This window comes from Acidimicrobiales bacterium, from assembly GCA_035547835.1.
Taxonomy (GTDB): Bacteria; Actinomycetota; Acidimicrobiia; order Acidimicrobiales; family Iamiaceae; genus DASZTW01.
In genome coordinates this window covers 834,128-852,494 of record DASZTW010000005.1, presented here as the reverse complement: position 1 = coordinate 852,494, position 18,367 = coordinate 834,128, and the positions used below count along the sequence as shown (strand labels likewise).

General features: G+C 69.4%; 20 protein-coding genes. 17 read left to right on the top strand and 3 right to left on the bottom strand.

The features are described 5' to 3' along the window. Positions 1 to 26: 26 nt before the first annotated feature. From VHA73_06180 to VHA73_06110, 15 genes are all read left to right on the top strand, one after another. Complete coding sequence (locus VHA73_06180; GenBank protein ID HVX17603.1) at positions 27 to 671, top strand: hypothetical protein; 645 nt, start codon at positions 27 to 29, stop codon at positions 669 to 671. Then, complete coding sequence (rpiB, locus tag VHA73_06175; protein HVX17602.1) at positions 659 to 1,198, top strand: ribose 5-phosphate isomerase B; 540 nt, start codon at positions 659 to 661, stop codon at positions 1,196 to 1,198. The genes VHA73_06180 and rpiB overlap by 13 nt, the downstream gene beginning before the upstream one ends. Further along, positions 1,195 to 2,463 (top strand): serine hydroxymethyltransferase, encoded by a 1,269-nt coding sequence (gene glyA, locus VHA73_06170; GenBank protein ID HVX17601.1) that lies wholly within the window; start codon positions 1,195 to 1,197, stop codon positions 2,461 to 2,463. Before rpiB ends, glyA begins: the two co-directional genes overlap by 4 nt. A 42-nt stretch (positions 2,464 to 2,505) precedes the next feature. Beyond that, the gene (locus VHA73_06165) at positions 2,506 to 3,651 is read left to right on the top strand and encodes an MraY family glycosyltransferase (protein ID HVX17600.1); all 1,146 of its coding nucleotides are present in this window, start codon (positions 2,506 to 2,508) and stop codon (positions 3,649 to 3,651) included. A gap of 154 nt (positions 3,652 to 3,805) precedes the next feature. Beyond that, complete coding sequence (locus tag VHA73_06160; GenBank protein HVX17599.1) at positions 3,806 to 4,093, top strand: AtpZ/AtpI family protein; 288 nt, start codon at positions 3,806 to 3,808, stop codon at positions 4,091 to 4,093. After that, on the top strand, positions 4,090 to 4,473 hold the full coding sequence (locus VHA73_06155; protein ID HVX17598.1) for a hypothetical protein: 384 nt from the start codon (positions 4,090 to 4,092) through the stop codon (positions 4,471 to 4,473). The genes VHA73_06160 and VHA73_06155 overlap by 4 nt, the downstream gene beginning before the upstream one ends. Next, positions 4,470 to 5,255, top strand: a complete 786-nt coding sequence (gene atpB / locus VHA73_06150; protein HVX17597.1) for a F0F1 ATP synthase subunit A — start codon at positions 4,470 to 4,472, stop codon at positions 5,253 to 5,255. The genes VHA73_06155 and atpB overlap by 4 nt, the downstream gene beginning before the upstream one ends. A 37-nt stretch (positions 5,256 to 5,292) precedes the next feature. Next, positions 5,293 to 5,559 carry an ATP synthase F0 subunit C gene (gene atpE, locus VHA73_06145; protein HVX17596.1) on the top strand — a complete coding sequence of 89 codons (267 nt, stop codon included), beginning with the start codon at positions 5,293 to 5,295 and terminating at the stop codon, positions 5,557 to 5,559. Then, on the top strand, positions 5,559 to 6,068 hold the full coding sequence (gene atpF / locus VHA73_06140; protein HVX17595.1) for a F0F1 ATP synthase subunit B: 510 nt from the start codon (positions 5,559 to 5,561) through the stop codon (positions 6,066 to 6,068). Before atpE ends, atpF begins: the two co-directional genes overlap by 1 nt. After that, positions 6,065 to 6,625, top strand: coding sequence for an ATP synthase F1 subunit delta (gene atpH / locus VHA73_06135; protein ID HVX17594.1), 561 nt, complete (start codon positions 6,065 to 6,067; stop codon positions 6,623 to 6,625). Before atpF ends, atpH begins: the two co-directional genes overlap by 4 nt. A 15-nt stretch (positions 6,626 to 6,640) precedes the next feature. Continuing rightward, entirely contained in the window at positions 6,641 to 8,182 is a 1,542-nt protein-coding gene (gene atpA / locus VHA73_06130; GenBank protein ID HVX17593.1) for a F0F1 ATP synthase subunit alpha, read from the top strand. Between the two features lie 17 nt (positions 8,183 to 8,199). Next, complete coding sequence (gene atpG, locus VHA73_06125) at positions 8,200 to 9,072, top strand: ATP synthase F1 subunit gamma (protein HVX17592.1); 873 nt, start codon at positions 8,200 to 8,202, stop codon at positions 9,070 to 9,072. Between the two features lie 18 nt (positions 9,073 to 9,090). Then, positions 9,091 to 10,551, top strand: coding sequence for a F0F1 ATP synthase subunit beta (gene atpD / locus VHA73_06120; GenBank protein HVX17591.1), 1,461 nt, complete (start codon positions 9,091 to 9,093; stop codon positions 10,549 to 10,551). 2 nt (positions 10,552 to 10,553) lie between these two features. Beyond that, on the top strand, positions 10,554 to 11,036 hold the full coding sequence (atpC, locus tag VHA73_06115; GenBank protein HVX17590.1) for an ATP synthase F1 subunit epsilon: 483 nt from the start codon (positions 10,554 to 10,556) through the stop codon (positions 11,034 to 11,036). Positions 11,037 to 11,222: 186 nt separating this feature from the next. After that, entirely contained in the window at positions 11,223 to 12,152 is a 930-nt protein-coding gene (locus VHA73_06110) for a GNAT family N-acetyltransferase (protein HVX17589.1), read from the top strand. A 48-nt stretch (positions 12,153 to 12,200) separates the two neighbouring features. Here the strand turns inward: VHA73_06110 and glpX are convergent, their stop codons facing one another. The 3 genes from glpX to VHA73_06095 form a co-directional block, all read right to left on the bottom strand. After that, the gene (gene glpX, locus VHA73_06105) at positions 12,201 to 13,211 is read right to left on the bottom strand and encodes a class II fructose-bisphosphatase (GenBank protein HVX17588.1); all 1,011 of its coding nucleotides are present in this window, start codon (positions 13,209 to 13,211) and stop codon (positions 12,201 to 12,203) included. Between the two features lie 87 nt (positions 13,212 to 13,298). Continuing rightward, complete coding sequence (locus tag VHA73_06100) at positions 13,299 to 14,225, bottom strand: alpha/beta hydrolase (GenBank protein HVX17587.1); 927 nt, start codon at positions 14,223 to 14,225, stop codon at positions 13,299 to 13,301. Positions 14,226 to 14,248: 23 nt separating this feature from the next. After that, positions 14,249 to 15,754 carry an FAD-dependent oxidoreductase gene (locus VHA73_06095; GenBank protein ID HVX17586.1) on the bottom strand — a complete coding sequence of 502 codons (1,506 nt, stop codon included), beginning with the start codon at positions 15,752 to 15,754 and terminating at the stop codon, positions 14,249 to 14,251. Between the two features lie 181 nt (positions 15,755 to 15,935). Between VHA73_06095 and VHA73_06090 the strand changes: the two genes are divergently transcribed. Then, positions 15,936 to 17,675: an amidohydrolase family protein gene (locus VHA73_06090; GenBank protein HVX17585.1), complete on the top strand. Its 1,740-nt coding sequence runs from the start codon at positions 15,936 to 15,938 to the stop codon at positions 17,673 to 17,675. Continuing rightward, positions 17,672 to 18,295 (top strand): helix-turn-helix domain-containing protein, encoded by a 624-nt coding sequence (locus VHA73_06085; GenBank protein HVX17584.1) that lies wholly within the window; start codon positions 17,672 to 17,674, stop codon positions 18,293 to 18,295. The genes VHA73_06090 and VHA73_06085 overlap by 4 nt, the downstream gene beginning before the upstream one ends. Positions 18,296 to 18,367 lie beyond the last annotated feature (72 nt).

Genomic DNA, 18,367 nt, shown 5'->3' with positions numbered 1-18,367 from the left:
CGTACACTCGGCTGATCGACATCCTCGTGATCTGCACCGGCAACATCTGCCGCTCCCCGATGGCAGAAGGCATCTTGCGTGAACGGCTCGCACAGCGCGGGGTCGATGCCCGCGTGTCTTCGTCGGGCCTGAGCCTCGTCGATCGACCGGCCACCGATCACGCCGCCGAAGTGGTGGCGCGGATGGGCATCGACTTGTCGACCCACCGCAGTCGCGTGATCGACGCCTCGCAACTCGAAGCCGCCGACTTGGTGCTCGGCATGGAGCGTCGCCACGTGCGCGAGGCCTACCTCTTGTCGCCTTCGGTGCTCCCGCGCTCGTTCACCTTGCCGGAGTTCGTCCGACGCGCCGGCGTCGCCGGGCCTTGCCGCGGTGAGCTGTCGCCCTGGCTGGCCCGGCTCAGCCAGGGCCGGCGACCCGTCGACCTGGTGGGCGAGGCTTCGAGCGACGAGGTCGCCGACCCGTTCGGCGCCTCGCTCGCCGTGTACGAACGCACCGCCGAGGAGCTCGACGTGCTGTGCACCGCCGCCGCCGATCTGCTCGCCGGGCGCGAGGTGAGCGTGCCGGTCGCGGTGGGCGCCGGCTCGATGCCGGGTGTCTCCGAGCCGGGCGGCTCCGAGGTCCCACGGCCACCCCGGGCCTCGGCTTGGGCCCGCTGGTGGCGGCGCTGACCATGCGGATCTCGATCGGTTCTGACCACGCCGGGTTCCCGCTCAAGCAGCACTTGATCGAGGTGCTGCGCGACGCGGGGCACGAGGTGTTCGACCACGGCACCAGTTCCACCGAGCCGGTCGACTACCCGGGCTATTGCGCGGCCGCGGCCCGGTCAGTGGCCCGTGGCGAGGCCGACTTCGGCGTCGTCGTCGGCGGCAGTGGTCAAGGCGAGCAGCTCGCGGCCAACTCCGTGGCCGGCGTGCGCGCGGCGCTGTGCAACGACCTCTACACCGCGCGCATGGCCCGTGCCCACAACGACGCGAACGTGCTGTCGATGGGCGCGCGGGTGGTGGGGGAGGGCTTGGCCGACGAGATCCTCGAGCTGTTCCTCACCACGCCGTTCGACGGCGGCCGGCACCTTCGCCGGGTCGACCAGCTGAGCGCCCTCGACGCGGCCGCCGCTGACCCCGCGGCGCAAGATGCGCTCATCGACCAACTCCTCGCCGGCCCCGCCGGCTCGGCCCCATCCGGAGACCAGCAATGACTTGGCCCAGCACCCGCGACACCGCGACGTTCGACATCATCGACGCCGAGGTCGAGCGCCAGAACAGCACCCTCCAACTGATCGCGTCGGAGAACTTCGCGTCGCCGCAGGTGCTAGAAGCCACGGGCACGGTCCTCACCAACAAGTACTCCGAGGGCTACCCCGGCAAGCGGTACTACGGCGGCAACGACGTCATCGACCAAGTCGAGGACCTCGCCCGCGAGCGGGTCACGGCGCTGTTCGGGGCCGAGCACGCCAACGTGCAACCCCACTCGGGCGCCAACGCCAACCTGGCCGTGTACCACGCCTTGTTGGAGCCCGGCGACACCGTGCTCGGCATGCGGCTCGACCAAGGCGGCCACCTCACCCACGGCTCGCCGGTCAACGCGAGCGGCCGCCTCTATCGGTTCGTCTCCTACGGGGTGACGCCGAGCGACGAACGCATCGACTTCGACCAGGTGCGCGACCTCGCCAAGGCCGAGCGCCCCAAGCTCATCGTCGCCGGCGCGACCGCCTATCCGAGGACGATCGACCCCGCCCCGTTCCGCGAGATCGCCGATGACGTAGGCGCGCTGTTCATGTTCGACGCCGCGCACGTGATGGGTCTCATCGCTGGTGGCGTGCACCCGAGTCCGGTGCCGTACGCCGACGTCGTCACCTTCACGACGCACAAGACCCTGCGCGGTCCCCGTGGCGGTTGCATCCTGTCGCGCGAAGCGCACGCCGCCGCCATCGACAAAGCGGTGTTCCCGGGCATGCAAGGTGGCCCGCTCGACCACGTGATCGCGGCCAAGGCGGTGGCGTTCTTCGAGGCGGCGCAGCCGGAGTTCTCGGCGTATGCGCGCCAGATCGTGGCGAACGCCGACGCACTGGCCCGCGCGCTGTCGGCCACCGGCCTCCGGCTGGTCTCCGGGGGCACCGACAACCACCTCATGCTCGTCGACTTGCGCAGCTTCCACGAGGACATGTCCGGCAAGCGGGCCCGCCTGGCGCTCGATCGGGCCGGGATCTCGCTGAACGAGAACACCGTGCCCGACGATCCACGGCCGCCGTACATCACCAGCGGGTTGCGGATCGGCACCCCGGCGGTGACCACGCAAGGAATGACCGAGCCTCACATGGCCCAGATCGCCGACCTGATCCACCGGGTGCTGGTCGCGCGGACCGGCGACGAGGACGTGCTCGACGACGAGCTCGCCGCGGTGCGCGCCGACGTTCGGGCCCTGTGCGCTCAGCACGCGCCGTACCCCGAGTTGTCGAAGTAGGGCACCGCCGATGGTCCGCGCCGGCTCGCCATCCGGTAGCTGATGCCGCCGATCGGCGACTACACCATCGTCTTCGCCGTCGCGTTCGCCGTGACGTGCGGGGTCACGCCGCTCGTGCGGCGTGTGGCCAACGCCCGCGGCTGGGTGACGCCGCCGGGGCCCCGCAAGATCCACACCAGCCCGATCCCCGAGTTGGGCGGCACCGCCATGATGGCGGGATTCATGGTCGCGCTCGCCGCAGCACGCCTCATCCCGTCGTTCCGGCCGATGTTCGAGGGCACGACGCTGCCGCTCGGGATCATCGGTGGCGCCGTGATCATCTGGCTCGTGGGGACCGTCGACGACCTCCATGAGGTGTCGCCGCCGGCCAAGACCGCGGGCACCGTGCTGGCCGGGTCGGTGTTGTACCTGCTCGGCGTCGGCATGGTGTTCTTCAAGGTCCCGTTCGCGGGGATCCTCGTGCTGTCGCCCGACCTCGCACCGCTCGTCACCGTGGTGTGGGTGTTCGTGATGGCGCAGGCGATCAACTTGATCGACGGGCTCGACGGGCTGGCGGCCGGCATCGTGGCCATCGCTTCGGGGGCGTTCTTCTTGTACGGCCACCGGCTCGCGGTGGTCGGGGTGGTGAAGCCCGACAACCCGAGCTCGCTGATCGCGGTGATCACGCTCGGGCTGTGCCTCGGCTTCCTGCCCCACAACTTCCACCCGGCTCGGATCATGATGGGCGACGGCGGCGCGCTGCTGCTCGGGTTGTTGATGGCGGTGTCGACCATGCTCGTCGGCGGCCAGACCGACGACCCCTTCTCCGGTCGCACGTTCTTCTTCTACGCCCCGCTGTTCATCCCGTTGGTCATCCTCGGCGTGCCCATCCTCGACACCGCGTTCGCGATCGTCCGCCGCGCCACCCGAAGATCGGGCATGGCCACCGCGGACAAGGACCACCTGCACCATCGCCTGATCCGGCTCGGGCACGGCCAACGCCGTGCCGTGCTGATCCTGTGGGCGTGGACCGCTCTGCTGTCGGGGTTCGTGCTGTATCCGGCGTACACCGGCAAGGGCAACAACGCGATCGTGCCGATCGGCGTCGCGGCGTTCGGGCTGCTGCTCTACACGTACTTCCACCCCGGTGTCCGCCGGGCGCGAGGCGACCAGACCGGGGGTGAAGAGGAGCCCCGCGAGCGAGGCTGACCGGCGGCTGCGGACGCCTGCGAAACGGCCAGATTTTTGACCTCGCGGATTTGCCCCTGCCGCCGGTTCCGACCATAGTTGTGAGTGCATTCACGAGCACTCCTGTAGGAGCACCCTGTTACGGTCACCGGGCGGTGGCCGGAGCCAAAGGACGATGCACACTCTCGACTTGCGCGACTGGCGCGACCCGTTGATGTCTTCCCGCGATGAGCAGCGGCGTGCGGAGCGGAGCTATCTCCGCTACCTCGGCTCGGGGCTCGAGTTCTTCTCGACCGTCGCGGTGTTGACGTTCCTCGGTGTGTGGGTCGACAGCAAGCTCGGCACCAGCCCCACGTTCACCATCGTGTTGGCGCTCGTTGGCTTCGCGGCCGCCACCTGGATGCTCGTGCGCAGCGTGTTCAGCCCCAGCCAGCTCTGGCACAAGGGAGACGACGACCTGTGACGCCCATCGCCAAACGGGCCTTGTTGCTGTCCGGTGGCTTCGTCGCCATCGTGGTCGCTGCCGCCGCGGCGTTCGTCAAGTTCGACAGCGCCGCCGGCCGGGGGGTGCTCATCGGGGTGGCGCTCGGAGTCGTCAACCTGGTGGCCGGCGTGCTCGTGACCCGCCACTCGTTGCAGACCGGTGGCATCAAGACCACCACCAGCACCATGTTGGGCGGCTTCGCCATCCGGCTCGCCCTGCTGGTCATCTTGTTCTTCGTGTTCCAACACACCGCAGCGGTGAGCGCAGCAGCCTTCGCCCTCGCGTTCGTCGCCTTCTTCTTCGTCTACGTCGCTGCGGAGATCGTCATGGTCGAGCGCCTGAAGGCGGGGCACGCATGATCCTCGGCTCCGAGAACATCACCGACGAGCTGCTCGATTTCCATCTGATCGGGCCGATCACCGCCCATCAGTTCCTGCTGATCTTCGCCGGCGTCTTCATGGTCGGCCTGTTCTGGTGGGCGGCGCGCCGCCTGCCCCACGCCCCGAAGGCCACCGGCCTGCTGGCGCTGCTCGAGTTCGGGCTGGTCTGGGTGCGTGACGAGGTCGTGTACCCGTGGCTGGGGCCCGAGGAAGGCCGGCGCTACCTGCCGCTGTGCTGGACGATGTTCTTCTTCGTCCTGTTCTCGAACCTGTTCGGCCTGATGCCGTTCTCGGTGGTGCCCCACGCCCGGACCGACGTGTTCACCGTGGCCACCGGCAACATCGCGGTCACGGGCGGCCTGGCGATCATCGTGTTCGTGATCGTGCTGATGGCGGGCATGCGCGTGCACGGCATCGGCGGCTACTGGAAGACGCTGGTGCCGGGCGGTGTCCCGGCCCCACTGGTGCCGATCATCTGGTTCCTCGAGTTCGTGGGCCTGCTCACCCGCACGTTCGCTCTCGCCATCCGTCTTTTCGCCAACATGCTCGCCGGTCACGCACTGCTCGGCATCTTGTTCGGCTTCCTGATCGGCATCGAAGTGGTGGCGAGCCCGACCAGTTCGATCCTGCCCACCGCCGGATCGGCCCTGTTCCTGATCTGCGTCATGCTCTTCGAGGTCCTGATCGCCCTGATCCAGGCCTACATCTTCACGATCCTCACGGCGATCTTCATCAGCCTCTCGGTCGCCGAAGCTCACTGATCGACCATTCGAAAAAACCCAAGGAGAACCAGTACCCATGCATGCACTTCTCGCCTCGCTGTACGTCCTGGGGGCCTCGTCGCCCACCTTGTGGGGCCCGATGGGCGCCGGCATCGGCGCCGGGCTCGCGGCGATCGGTGCCGGTATCGGCATCGGTCAGATCGGCAGCGGCGCCAGCCAGTCGATCGCCCGCCAGCCCGAGGCCTCGGGTGACATCCGCGGCATCACCATCATCACCGCGGCGTTCATCGAGGGCGTTGCGCTCTTCGGCATCGTGGTGTGCCTCATCGCAAGCTCCAAGTAATGCTGGCGACCCTCGACAGCATCACCAAGCTGCGGCTTGGCACCCTGCTGTGGACGTGGGGCGTGTTCCTGGTGACCTTGTTCTTGTTGAGCAAGATCGCGTGGCCCATGCTCATCAAGAAGATGGAGGAGCGTGAGGTTCGGATCTCCGAAGGCCTGAAGAAGGCCGAGGAGGCCGAGGCGCACGCCCGCGAGCTCGCCGAGCGCCAAGAGCAGATCCTCGAAGAGGCGCGCCGCGAAGCCCAGCAGTTCCTCGCGGAGAGCCGCGAGTCGGCTGAGCACGCGCGCAACGAGATGCTCGCGGCGACGCAAGACGAGATCGCCGCGCAGCGCGAACGCGCCAAGCGAGAGATCGAGCTCGAGCGCGCCAACGCCATCGAGGAGCTCAAGACGGCCACCGTGGGGCTCACCCTCGACGCGTCGTCCCGCCTCCTGCAGCGTGAGCTGCACGACGACGACCACGAGCGCATGGCGCGCGAGGTCGTCGAGGAGGTGGCCAGCCGGCTGTGAGCGTCGCACACCCCGCCGCCCGCGTGTACGCACGGGCCCTGTTCGACATCGCCGAGGCCCCGACGGGCGGCGGCGTCACCCCCGAGCAGGTCGCCGACGAACTGCACGCCGTGCAGCAAGCCCTCGATGGGCTCGCGCCGGAGCTGCGCGGCTTCTTCGAGATGCCCCAGATCCGCCGCGAGGACAAGCAGCGCGTGGTCAGCCAGGCCTTCGAGGGCAAAGTCTCACGCCCGGTCTTCGGCCTGCTGCACGTGCTGGTCGACAAGCGGCGCGAGGCGCTGCTCGGCGGCATCGTGGCGGAGTTCGACGTGCTCATGGACGAGCGAGGCAACCAGGTGCGTGCCGGTGTGACCTCGGCGAAGCCGCTCAGCCAGGACGTCCTCGACGCCCTGCAGGCGGCACTGGAACAGCGGACACAACGACGAGTCGTGTTGCAGCAGCGACTCGACCCGGCCGTCCTCGGTGGGATCAGGGTCGACGTCGGTGACGAGGTCATCGACGGGACGCTCCGCCGGCGACTCGCGGACATGCGGCGCCTCCTCGCCGCTGCCCAATAAGGAGTAACGGAGATCATGGACATCAGGACCGACGAGATCAGCTCGATCATCCGTCAGCAGATCGAGTCCTTCGACGTCGACCTGCGGGCCGACGAGGTCGGCACCGTGCTGGAGGTCGGCGACGGCATCGCCCGTGTGTACGGCCTCGAGAACGCCATGGCGTCGGAGATGGTCGAGTTCGAGAACGGCTCGATCGGCCTCGCCCTCAACCTCGACGAGGACTCGGTCGGTACCGTGATCCTCGGCGAGTACGTCGACATCCGCGAGGGCCAGACGGTCAAGCGCACCGGCCGGGTGCTGTCGGTGCCGGCGGGCGAGGGCCTCATCGGCCGGGTGGTGAACCCGCTCAGCCAGCCCATCGACGGCAAGGGCCCCATCGAGACCGACAAGCTGATGCCGATGGAGGGCCGGGCGCCCACCATCGCCGACCGTCAGCCGGTGACCGAGCCGCTCATGACCGGCATCAAGGCCATCGACGCCATGATCCCGATCGGCCGTGGCCAGCGTGAGCTGATCATCGGCGACCGTGAGACGGGCAAGTCGTCGATCGCGCTCGACGCCATCATCAACCAGCGCGACACCGGCGTGATCTGCGTGTACGTCGCCATCGGCCTCAAGGCCTCCACCGTGGCCGGCGTGGTCGAGCTGCTCCGTGAGAACGGCGCCCTCGACTACACGATCGTGGTCGCCGCCAACGCGGACGACCCGGCGCCGATGCAGTACATCGCCCCGTACGCCGGCTGCGCGATGGCCGAGTACTTCATGTACGAGAAGAACCGCCACACGCTGTGCGTCTACGACGACCTCTCGAAGCAGGCTGCTGCATACCGCGAGCTGGCGCTGTTGCTGCGCCGCCCGCCGGGCCGCGAGGCCTACCCCGGCGACGTCTTCTACCTCCACAGCCGCCTGCTGGAGCGTGCCGCGAAGCTCAACGACGACCTGGGCGCCGGCTCGATGACGGCGCTGCCGATCATCGAGACGCAGGCCGGCGACGTGTCGGCCTACATCCCCACCAACGTGATCTCGATCACCGACGGGCAGATCTACCTCGAGCCCGACCTGTTCTACGCCGGTGTGCGTCCGGCCGTGAACGTGGGCATCTCGGTGAGCCGGGTGGGCGGCAACGCGCAGACCAAGGCCATGAAGAAGGTGGCCGGCACGCTGCGCCTCGACCTCTCGCAGTACCGCGAGCTCGAAGCGTTCGCCCAGTTCGCCAGCGACCTCGACGCCGGGTCGAAGGCCCAGCTCGCCCGTGGCGAGCGCACGGTCGAGATCCTGAAGCAGACCACAGCGGCCACTTGGCCGATGGAAGAGCAGGTGGCGATCATCTTCGCGGTGGGCCAAGGGCTGCTCGACGACGTGGAAGTCGACGAGGTGAAGCGGTTCGAGCAGGAGCTGATCGACTCGTTGCGCGCCAACTCGGACTCGGCCCTCGGCCCCATCCGCGACACCGGCGCGCTCGACGACGCGACGGCCGAGAAGCTCGCCGAGCAGATCACGTCGTTCAAGCGCAACTTGTGGAAGCCCGCGTCGCCCGCCGAAGCAGCGGCTTCCTGAACGGGGCTCACTGACCGATGCCAGAGCAGCCGAAGGTCATCCGGAAGCGCATCCGGAGCGTCAACTCCATCCAGAAGCTCACGCGCACCATGGAGATGGTGGCGACGGCGAAGCTGCGCGCCGCACAGGACGCGGTGGCGTCGTCGGGCCCCTACCTCGACAACCTTCGCAAGCTCATGGGCGACATCGGTGCCAGCGGCCTCGACGTGTCGGAGTACCCGTACTTCGAGGTGCGTGAAGGCAAGCGCACCTTGTTGTTCGTGGTCACCGCGAACCGCGGCCAGTGCGGCGCGTTCAACGCCAACCTGGTTCGGCTCGCACGCGACACCTACCACGCCAAGGTCGCCGACGGGCACGACGTGCGCCTGTTCGCCGCGGGCAAGAAGGGCGTGAGCGCGCTGCGGTTCGCCGGTTTCGACCCAGAGCGCACGTACGTCGACGAGCTGGTCGACCGGCCCACGTCGAGCGACGCCGAGTTCTTCTTGAACGAGCTCGCCAAACCGTTCCTCGACCACGAGGTCGACGAAGTGCTGGTGGTGTACCCGCACTGGATCAGCGTCGGCAGCCAGCCCCCCACGGTGTTGCGGCTGTTCCCGATCGCCCCGGAACACGCGGGCGACGCCACTGGCCGGGCACCCTTGTTCGAGCCGTCGGCCGAAGCGATCCTGCAGCGGTTGTTGCCGCTGTACGGCCGCCAGCTCATGTTCGCCGTGCTCGCCGAGGCAGTGGCGGCCGAGCAGGTCGCTCGGCGCACGGCCATGAAGCTCGCCAGCGACAACGCCTCCGACATGGTCACGGATCTGACCCTGCAATACAACAAGGCCCGCCAAGCAGTGATCACCAAGGAGATCGCCGAGATCCTTGGTGGCGCGGAAGCTCTCAAGAACTAGACGGACGAGGAACCCACTATGACTGACACGGCTACCAACACGCCGACCGACCAGGCGACCGACGCCCGCTACGGCAAGATCGTGCAGGTGATCGGCCCGGTGCTCGACGTCGAGTTCGCGAGCGAGGCCGACCTGCCCGAGATCTACACGGCCCTCACGGTCGAGGCAGGCGAGGGCGACAACAAGGTGTCGCTCACCGCGGAGGTCGAGCAGCAGATCGGCCGCAACCAGGTGCGTGCGGTCGCCATGTCGAGCACCGACGGTCTCGTGCGTGGCATGAAGGCGCTCAACACGGGCGCGCCGATCACGGTGCCGGTGGGCGAGGAGTGCCTCGGCCGGGTCTTCAACCTGTTCGGCGAGCCGGTCGACTATCGCGGCCCGGTGGAGACCAAGGAGCGCCGCCCGATCCACGCGCCGGCCCCCAAGTTCCAGTCGCTGTCCACCCGCACCGAGATCTTCGAGACCGGCATCAAGGTCGTCGACTTGCTCGCCCCGTACGCCAAGGGCGGCAAGACCGGCTTGTTCGGCGGTGCCGGCGTCGGCAAGACGGTGATCATCCAGGAGCTCATCAACAACGTCGCCCAGCAGCACGGTGGTTACTCCGTGTTCTGCGGTGTGGGTGAGCGCAGCCGTGAGGGCAACGACCTCTGGTTGGAGATGCAGGAGTCGGGTGTCATCGACAAGGCCATCTTGTGCTACGGCCAGATGAACGAACCGCCCGGCGCCCGCCTGCGTGTGGCCCTGTCCGGCCTCACCATGGCGGAGTACCTCCGCGACGAGGGCGGCCGCGACGTGCTGCTGTTCGTCGACAACATCTTCCGGTTCAGCCAGGCCGGTTCCGAGGTGTCGGCCCTGCTCGGCCGCATGCCTTCGGCGGTGGGCTACCAGCCCACGCTGGCCACCGAGATGGGCGCGCTGCAAGAGCGCATCACCTCGACCGACCACGGCTCGGTCACCTCGGTGCAGGCCATCTACGTGCCCGCCGACGACCTCACCGACCCGGCGCCCGCCGCGGCGTTCACCCACCTCGACGCCAAGACGGTGCTGTCCCGCCAGATCGCGGAGCGCGGCATCTACCCGGCGGTCGACCCGCTCGACTCCACCTCGCGGGTGCTGTCGCCGCAGCACGTTGGCGAGGAGCACTACAACGTGGCCCGCGAGGTGCAGCGCATCTTGCAGAAGGCCAAGGACCTGCAGGACATCATCGCCATCTTGGGCATGGACGAGCTGTCCGAGGAAGACCGTGTCCTCGTGCAGCGGGCCCGCAAGATCGAGCGCTTCTTGAGCCAGCCGTTCTTCGTGGCCGAGCAGTTCACCGGCCTCAAGGGTCGCTACGTGAAGCTGGCCGACACGATCCGCTCGTTCAAGGCGCTGCTGTCCGGCGAGTACGACCACTTGCCCGAGCAGGCGTTCTACATGAAGGGCGACATCGACGAAGTCGTCGAGGCCGCCGAACGCCAGGCTGCTGGCCAGGGCTGACCGTGTCGACTGCGGACCTGCTCCCCGAGCACCCCAACGGCTCGATCCACACCGGGAGTGTGGCCGACGAGCTCGCGCGCGGCCAGATCGACCTGCAGGTGTCGCTCGTGTCGCCCGAACGGCCGCTCTACAACGGTCGGGCGCACTGGGTGACCCTCACCGGGGTCGACGGCCAGTTCGGTGTGTGGCCCCGCCACGTCGCCATGGTGGCCGCCCTCGGCAGCGGACCGTTGCGGATCGGCCTGCCCGGCCACCAGGTCGAGCAGTTCGTGGTGCGGGGCGGTTTCGTCTCGATCGCCGACAACGTCGTGACGATCCTGGTCGACGCCGCCCTGCAGCAGGAGGGCGTCGACGTGGCGGCCGCCGAGGCCGACCTCGCCGAGACCAACGCCGAGCTGGCCCACCCGGGCAGCGACCAGGAGTTCGTGCAGCTCCTCGACGACCGGGCCTGGTCCCAGTCGCGCATCAAGCTCGCCCAGTCCTAGCCCCTCCCCGCGCCCCGGCAACCCCGGCAGCCGCCTGCTGCACCCCTCCCCATTCCCGAACCGGGTGAGGTCGTGGTCGCTCGGGCAGCCATGTGCCCCCCGTTCGGTGGGGGCTGGGCGCGTCGATGGGTGCGTGGACGCGACGGAGCGTGGCGCACGTCGGGTGGGCGGTAGCCTCGGGGGCCGATGGGTCGGCGACGGCGCTTGGCGGTGGTGCTCTTCGTACCGGACCCGGTTCGCACGGAAGTCGACGTGCTCCGGCGTGCCTTCGGCGACACCACGCTCGCCCGCATCGCGCCGCATGTCACGTTGGTGCCGCCGGTCAATGTCGACGCCGACGACGTTCCCGCGGCGATCGCGGCCGTCGACGCGGCGGTGCGCGGGGACCAACCGTTCGACGTCACGCTGGGGCCGCCCGAGACCTTTCTTCCGGTCACGCCGGTGCTGTATCTGCACGTTGGTGGCGACGACGCCCGGGCAGAGTTGGGCGGACAACGAGCCCGGGCGTTCGTCGCCCCACTGGCGCGGCCGGTTGGCCGTGACTTCGTGCCCCATGTGACGTTGGGCCGTGCCAAGCATGCCCCGTACCGCATTGACGCCGGCATCACCGCCTTCGGCGAGTACGAGGCGACTTTCGTGGCCGACCGCCTGACGCTCCTCGAGTTGCTGCACCCGCCAGGGGCGCCCGACATCTGGACGCCGATCCACGAAGCGCCGTTCGGCGGGCCGACGGTCGTGGCTCGCGGCCCCCTGCAGGTGGAGCTGTCGGTCACCTCGGTCGTGCCCGACGACGCGATCGATCTCCTCCTGGCTGCCTTCGGCCCGACGGGTGAGGTGCTCGGCGCCGGTGGCGAGGTGGTCGCGACGGTCGAGGTCGAACGCCGACCCCGGCGCGACGCACCCACTGGTCAGCAGGTGGTCACGGCCCGTCGCGATGGCGAGGCGCTGGGTGTGGCACTGGGCCGGATCGACCCGCTCGGTGGCGCGTCGATCATCGACGCGGTGGCAGTCGACGAACCCCATCGACGACAAGGTGTCGCCGCCCATCTCCTGCGCCACTTCCCACCCCATCTCGGCGGGGGTGGGCCGGACCCACGCCCTGCTGTGAGCACTTAGCCACCGTATGGGTGGCCAAGTGCTCACACCTCGGAGGGTGTGGGTGCGTCAGAAGTCGATCGAGGCGTAGCGCTTCAGCTTGTTGAGGCGGTGGCGGGCGCTGACGAAACGGACAGTGCCGGACTTCGAGCGCATCACCAACGACTGGGTGGTCGCGCCGTGCTGGTCGTAGTGGACGCCCTTGATGAGCTCGCCGTCGGTGATGCCCGTGGCGGCGAAGAAGCAGTTGTCGGCCGCGACCAGGTCGTCGGTGGTCAGCACCCGGTTCAGGTCGTAGCCGAGCTCCTCGGCGGCCTGGCGCTCGGCGGCGTCGCGAGGGTACAGCCGGCCTTGGATCGCGCCGCCCATGCACTTGAGCGCGGCCGCGGCGATCACGCCTTCGGGGGTCCCTCCGATGCCGAACAAGATGTCGGCGCCGGACTCGATCCACGCGGTCGAGATCGCACCGGCGACGTCGCCGTCGGGGATCAGCCGGATCCGGGCGCCCGCGGCGCGCACTTCGGCGATGAGGTCGGCGTGGCGCGGACGGTCGAGGATCACGGCAGTCACGTCGGACACGGGCTCGTTCTTGGCCTTGGCCACCGCGAGGAGGTTGTCGGTCGCGCTGGCGGTGATGTCGATCACGTCGGCCGCTTCGGGCCCGACGGCGATCTTCTCCATGTAGACGCACGGCCCCGGGTTGAACATGGTGCCCCGCTCGGCGACGGCGATGACCGCGATGGCGCCGGACCGGCCGAGGGCGGTCAACGTGGTGCCGTCGATCGGGTCGACGGCGATGTCGGTGGCAGGTGGGGTGCCGTCGCCGATCTTCTCGCCGTTGAACAGCATCGGGGCTTCGTCCTTCTCGCCCTCTCCGATCACGACGATGCCGTCCATCGGCACGCTGCTGAGCACGATCCGCATCGCGTCGACTGCCGCGCCGTCGGCGCCTTCTTTGTCGCCGCGCCCCATCCAGCGCGACGCGGCCAGCGCGGCCGCCTCGGTGACGCGGACGAGCTCCATGGCGAGGTTGCGGTCGGGTACCTGCTTCTCGGAGGCCGCGGTCGATGCGTCGGTCATGGCCGTTCACCGTAGTTGGCAGCCGGGGGTCGACCCGGCGCGTGCGGACCGCGCGGCGCCACCTGCGGGGCCGCCCGCGGCGCGGGGTCAGCGTGTCGGGTGGGCCGCCAGGTGGGCCAGCAACTCCTCGTTGAAGCGGTCGGCGGCGAGCTCGGGGATCCAGTGCCCGACGCCCTCGAGGACCACGAACTTGTACGGCCCGGTGATGTGGTTGGCCGTGGCATACGCGGCTTTCGGGCCGAGCGCGGGGTCCTGGTCGGACCAGACGTACAGCGTGGGGATCTCGATCGCGGGGAAGTCGGTGCGCATGAACCGCTTGCCGTCGGGGCTCCGCAGCGATCCCGCCCGGTACCAGTCGAGGCAGCCGCGGATGCCCTCGGGGTTGCCGAGGAGCTCGAGGTACTCGGCGACGCTGTCGTCGGGCAGCCCGGTGAACAGCGCCTTCATGACCTGGTTGTCGTTGGCGATGAACATCTGCTCGACGGTGCCGCGGGGCTGGCCGACGATCTGGCGCATGTAGCCGGAGCGCTCGTGCTGGTCGTCCTCGGGATCGGCGGCCCCGTTGTCGGCGGCCTTGGCGGAGCCTGCTTCGTAGGAGCTGCGGAAGGCCGCGGGGTGCGGGACCGAGGCGATGGCCAGCGTCGTGACGCGGTCGGTGTGGTACGCGCCGAGCGCCCACGCCACTCCGGCGCCGGCGTCGTGGCCGACCACGTCGAACCGGCCGATGCCGAGCGCGTCGGCGACGTCGAGCACGTCCTGGGCGAGCTTGTCCATGGTGAACGCCTCGACGTCGTCGAAGCGCGCCCCCGGCGAGTAGCCCCGCTGGGTGAACGCCACGGCCCGGTACCCAGCCGCGGCCAACGCGGGCAGCTGCAGGTTCCACGTGGCAGATGACTGCGGCACGCCGTGGAGCAAGATCACAGCCCGGCCGTCGGTGGGCCCGGCTCGGCGGGCCTGGAAGGTGAGCCGCCCGACGTTGATGTCGAAGCGCTCGATCGAGGCGGTGTCGGCCATGGTGCTCCTCGGGGTCCGTGCGCTCAGGCCACTACGGCCAAGAGCTCGTCGCGGGTCACTCTGCGGGGCCGGGGCTCGTCGCGGCGGCGTCGCGCGGCCTGTTGACGTGCCGCTTCGCCGATCCGCTGGAAGTCCGCCAGGCGGGTGAGCAACGTGTGCGGCGGATCCAGCAAGTTCATCACCCGCAGCACGACCCGAAGTAGCTCGGGCTCGGCGAAGCCGCTGGTCAAGATGGTGAAGAAGTCGAAGTTGCCGAGACCCGGCTGCTCGGCAGCGGCCGCCGCCTCGCCCGGCTGGGGTGCGGGTTTGGAACGGATGCCCCCGGGGATGTGCGCCCGCATCTGGTCGGTCATTACCGAGAAGTGGTACCAGGGCTCGACCTGGGCGGCGCTGGCGGCTTCGTAGCGGCGAGCCGCGTCCAACAGGTCGTCGGCGTCGCGGACCGAGTCGGCCGCCAGCGTGGCCTGCAGCAGCGCCAGCGACTGGCCCCGTCCGTACGCCGGGTTGGTGCACGTGTGCGCATCCCCCACGGCCAGCACGCCGGTCACTCGGGGATCGCCGGCTTTGTCGGTGAACGTGCGGATCCGGTTGATCAGCCCGGTCATCAGGTGCACCGGGTGGATCGGCTTGCCGCCGAACTCGATCACGTCGGCGATCTCGGGCATGAGCCGCATGGTTGCGTCGAAGCGGTCGGAGTCGTTGAGGTGCGAACGGAGCTCCTTGTCCTCCTTGTCGACGACCGCGGTGATCGAGTACGTGCCTGCGTCGGCGCCGATGACGCCCACTCCGAGCCCGCCGCTGAGCGCGGCGCGGAACCCGAAGTAGTTGGGCTCGTCGTTGCGGTAGAAGCGCGAGAAGTAGACGACGCCTGCGTCGCTGGTGGTCTCGGGGATGTCGATGCCGTGCGCGGCGAGCCAGCTCGGCAAGTCGCTGCGGCGCCCGGTGCTGGCGATCACGAGATCGGCGCCGACCACCGAGGCGTCCTCCATCTGCACACCGGCCACTGCGGGCACACCGTGGGGACCGGGCCGGTCGGCCACGACGAGGCCCGACACGCCGGTGCCGACCCGGAGGTCGACGCCTTGCTCCGCGAGCACGCTCCGGCGCAGCACCCACTCGAACGTGGTGCGACGGCAGCCGAGGATCTGCAGGTCGTCTTCGGACACGACGGCTCGGAGGTCGGGCGACATGTCGAGGCCGGGCAGCGACGAGCCCATGGCGACGGTGTGCACCCCGTTGTCGAGCAGGTCGGCCAGCACGTCGGGGAAGCGGTCGCGCAAGATGGTGCGCGCCAGCCCGAGGAAGGCGTGGGGGTGGCGGACTTGCGGCGCGCCGCGACGCTGCCACTCGAACGCGCCTTCCACGTCGTCGGGCATCGGGGTGTCGTCGCGCTCGATGAGGGTCACCCGGTGGCCCTGCCGGCTGAAGGCGAGGGCGGCGCCGAGGCCGCCGATCCCGGCGCCGATGACGGCGACGTGGAGTGACCGGCCAGGGGCGTGGGTCCCCGAGCTCGTCGTTGGCTCGTTCACGCGCTTGCTCCCCGCTGGGTTGACGATGAGATGAAATCGTTGTTTAGTCTCACTAGAACATCTTGTTGGTCGATGTCAAGCCCTGATCCCGTGACAAGCAAGCAGGACCCACCGGTGGGACGGCTTGTGTCGATCGTCTCAATCTGCGATGTTGGCCACGACGCAACAGGGGAGCGAAGCGATGCTGGACAAGGTCATCCGGGGCGGCACGATCATCGACGGCACTGGCCGTGCGGGGTTCACCGGCGACGTCGGGATCCGCGGCGACCAGATCGTCGCGGTCGGCGACGTCGACGAAGCCGCACACGAGGTCATCGACGCCGACGGCGCCCTGGTCACCCCGGGCTTCTTCGATCTGCACACCCACTACGACGGCCAAGTCACATGGGACGACGCGCTCGAGCCGTCGGCCACCAACGGGATCTCCACCATCGTGTTGGGCAACTGCGGCGTCGGCTTCGCGCCCGTCCGTCCCGCGGACCACGAGTCGCTGATCGACATGATGGAGGGCGTCGAGGACATCCCCGGAAGCGCCCTGTCGGTGGGGATGCCCTGGGGCGAGTGGGAGACGTTCCCCGAGTACCTCGACTTCCTCGACCGCCGGCGCTTCTCGGCCAACGTGGCGTGCCACGTCTCGCACGGCCCGATCCGGTACTACGTGATGGGGGAGCGGGCCTACGACGACCACGACGCCACCCCCGACGAAGTGGCCGAGATGGCCCGCCTGGTGCGCGACGCGTTCGACGCCGGCGCGGCCGGCTTCTCCAGCAACCGCTTCCGGGCCCACATGTCGCGCTCGGGGAAGATCGTGCCGGGCACGTTCGCGCCGCTCGAGGAGCTGGGCGCGCTCGCCCAAGCGGTGGGCGACGCCGGCCACGGCCTGATCCAGACCATCGCCGACGGCACCATCGCGCCGGGCAAGCACGAAGACGGCATGCCCGAGCTCGACATGCTCGCGGGTCTGTCGATCACGGCGGGGCGCCCGCTCACGTTCAGCACGTTCCAAGTCAGCAAGGAATCGATGGTGTTCCGTGCCGTGCTCGACGGCTCGGCTGCCTGGAACGCCAAGGGTGCGCAGCTCCGGCCGCAGATCATCCCCCGGTCGGTCACCGTGATGTGCAACCTCGACACGTACCACCCATTCTGGAATCGGCCCACGTACAAGAAGGTCGCGGAGCTCCCGCTCGAGGCTCGCGTGGCAGAGATGCGCAAGCCCGAAGTGCGCGATCAGATCCTCGGCGAAGGCGACGAGTTCACCGGCGGCCTGGCGGCGCTGGTGTCGGCTGGGCTGGGTGGGGGCCTCGGCCGCATGTTCTCGCTCGCTGCGCCGGTGAACTACGAGCCCGACGGCAGCGAGTCCGTCAAGGCGCAGGCCCAGGCGCTCGGCAAGGACCCGCTCCACCACATGTATGACCTGCTGGTCGACAACGGCGGGCGTACCTTCTTCGCCATGCTCGGGTCGAACTTCGCCGACGGCACGCTCGAGCCGTGCCGAGAGATGCTCGCCGACCCCAACACCGTCAGCGGCCTGTCCGACGCCGGCGCGCACGTGACGATGATCTCCGACTGCTCCACCTCGACCTTCCACCTCACCCACTGGGCGCGCGACCGCACCAAGGGGGCGACCGTGCCGGTCGAGCTGGCCGTGCACAAGCTCACCGGCGCGCCGGCGGAGATGTACGGCTTCACCGACCGCGGTGTGATCGAGGCCGGCAAGAAGGCCGACCTCAACGTGATCGACTTCGAGCGTCTCACCATCGAGGAGCCGTACTTGCGGCGCGACCTCCCGACGGGCGCGGCTCGCATCTTGCAGCCCGGCACCGGTTACCTCGCCACGATCGTCAACGGCGCCACGATCCGGCGCGACGACGCGGACACCGGCGAGCGCACCGGCCACCTGCTCCGGAGCCGCCGGGCGTGAGCCGCCGGGTCGGCACGCTGGGTCGGTCGCGCCAAGCCGCCGCGGCGTCGAGCACGCTCGACGCGGTGCTCGACGCGGCCCAGTTGTGCTTCGCCCGTTACGGCATCGCGCAGACCACGGTCGACGACGTGGTCCGCGTGGCCAAAGTCCCCCGTGCCACCTTGTACCGCCATGCCGGCGGGAAAGAAGCGCTGGTCGAGGCCGTCAGCCTCCGCCAGCTCGACCGCTTCTTGGCGCAGCTCGTCGAGCACGTGGCGGGCTTCGACGAGTTCGAGGACCAGATCGTCGAAGCGGTGCTGTTCACCATCGAGCACTACCGCTCCGACGACCTGCTGAAGCTGGTCCTGGCGGCCGGTCGCCTCCCCGAGGGCCGTCGCCTCCTGAAGGGCATGGAGGACCAGCTGCGCGGGCGCCTCGAACGGGCCAGCAAGCCGTGGCTGGAGGCCGCGCGCCAGGCCGGCAAGCTACGACCCGACGTCGACGTCCGCGACTACGTCGAGTGGACCACCCGCGTGATCGAGTCGCTGGTGCGGCTGCCCCCCGAGTGGCCGCGGGCCCGCGAGCGCGAGTTCCTGGCGCGGATGTTGGTGCCGGCGTTCGTCCCCGACGCCGCTCGCTGATGCCCACGCCGCCGTCGGCCACCGTCGGCCGCCGCCGGCCGGGCTGAGGTCCGGCGGGCCGGGCTCAGGTCC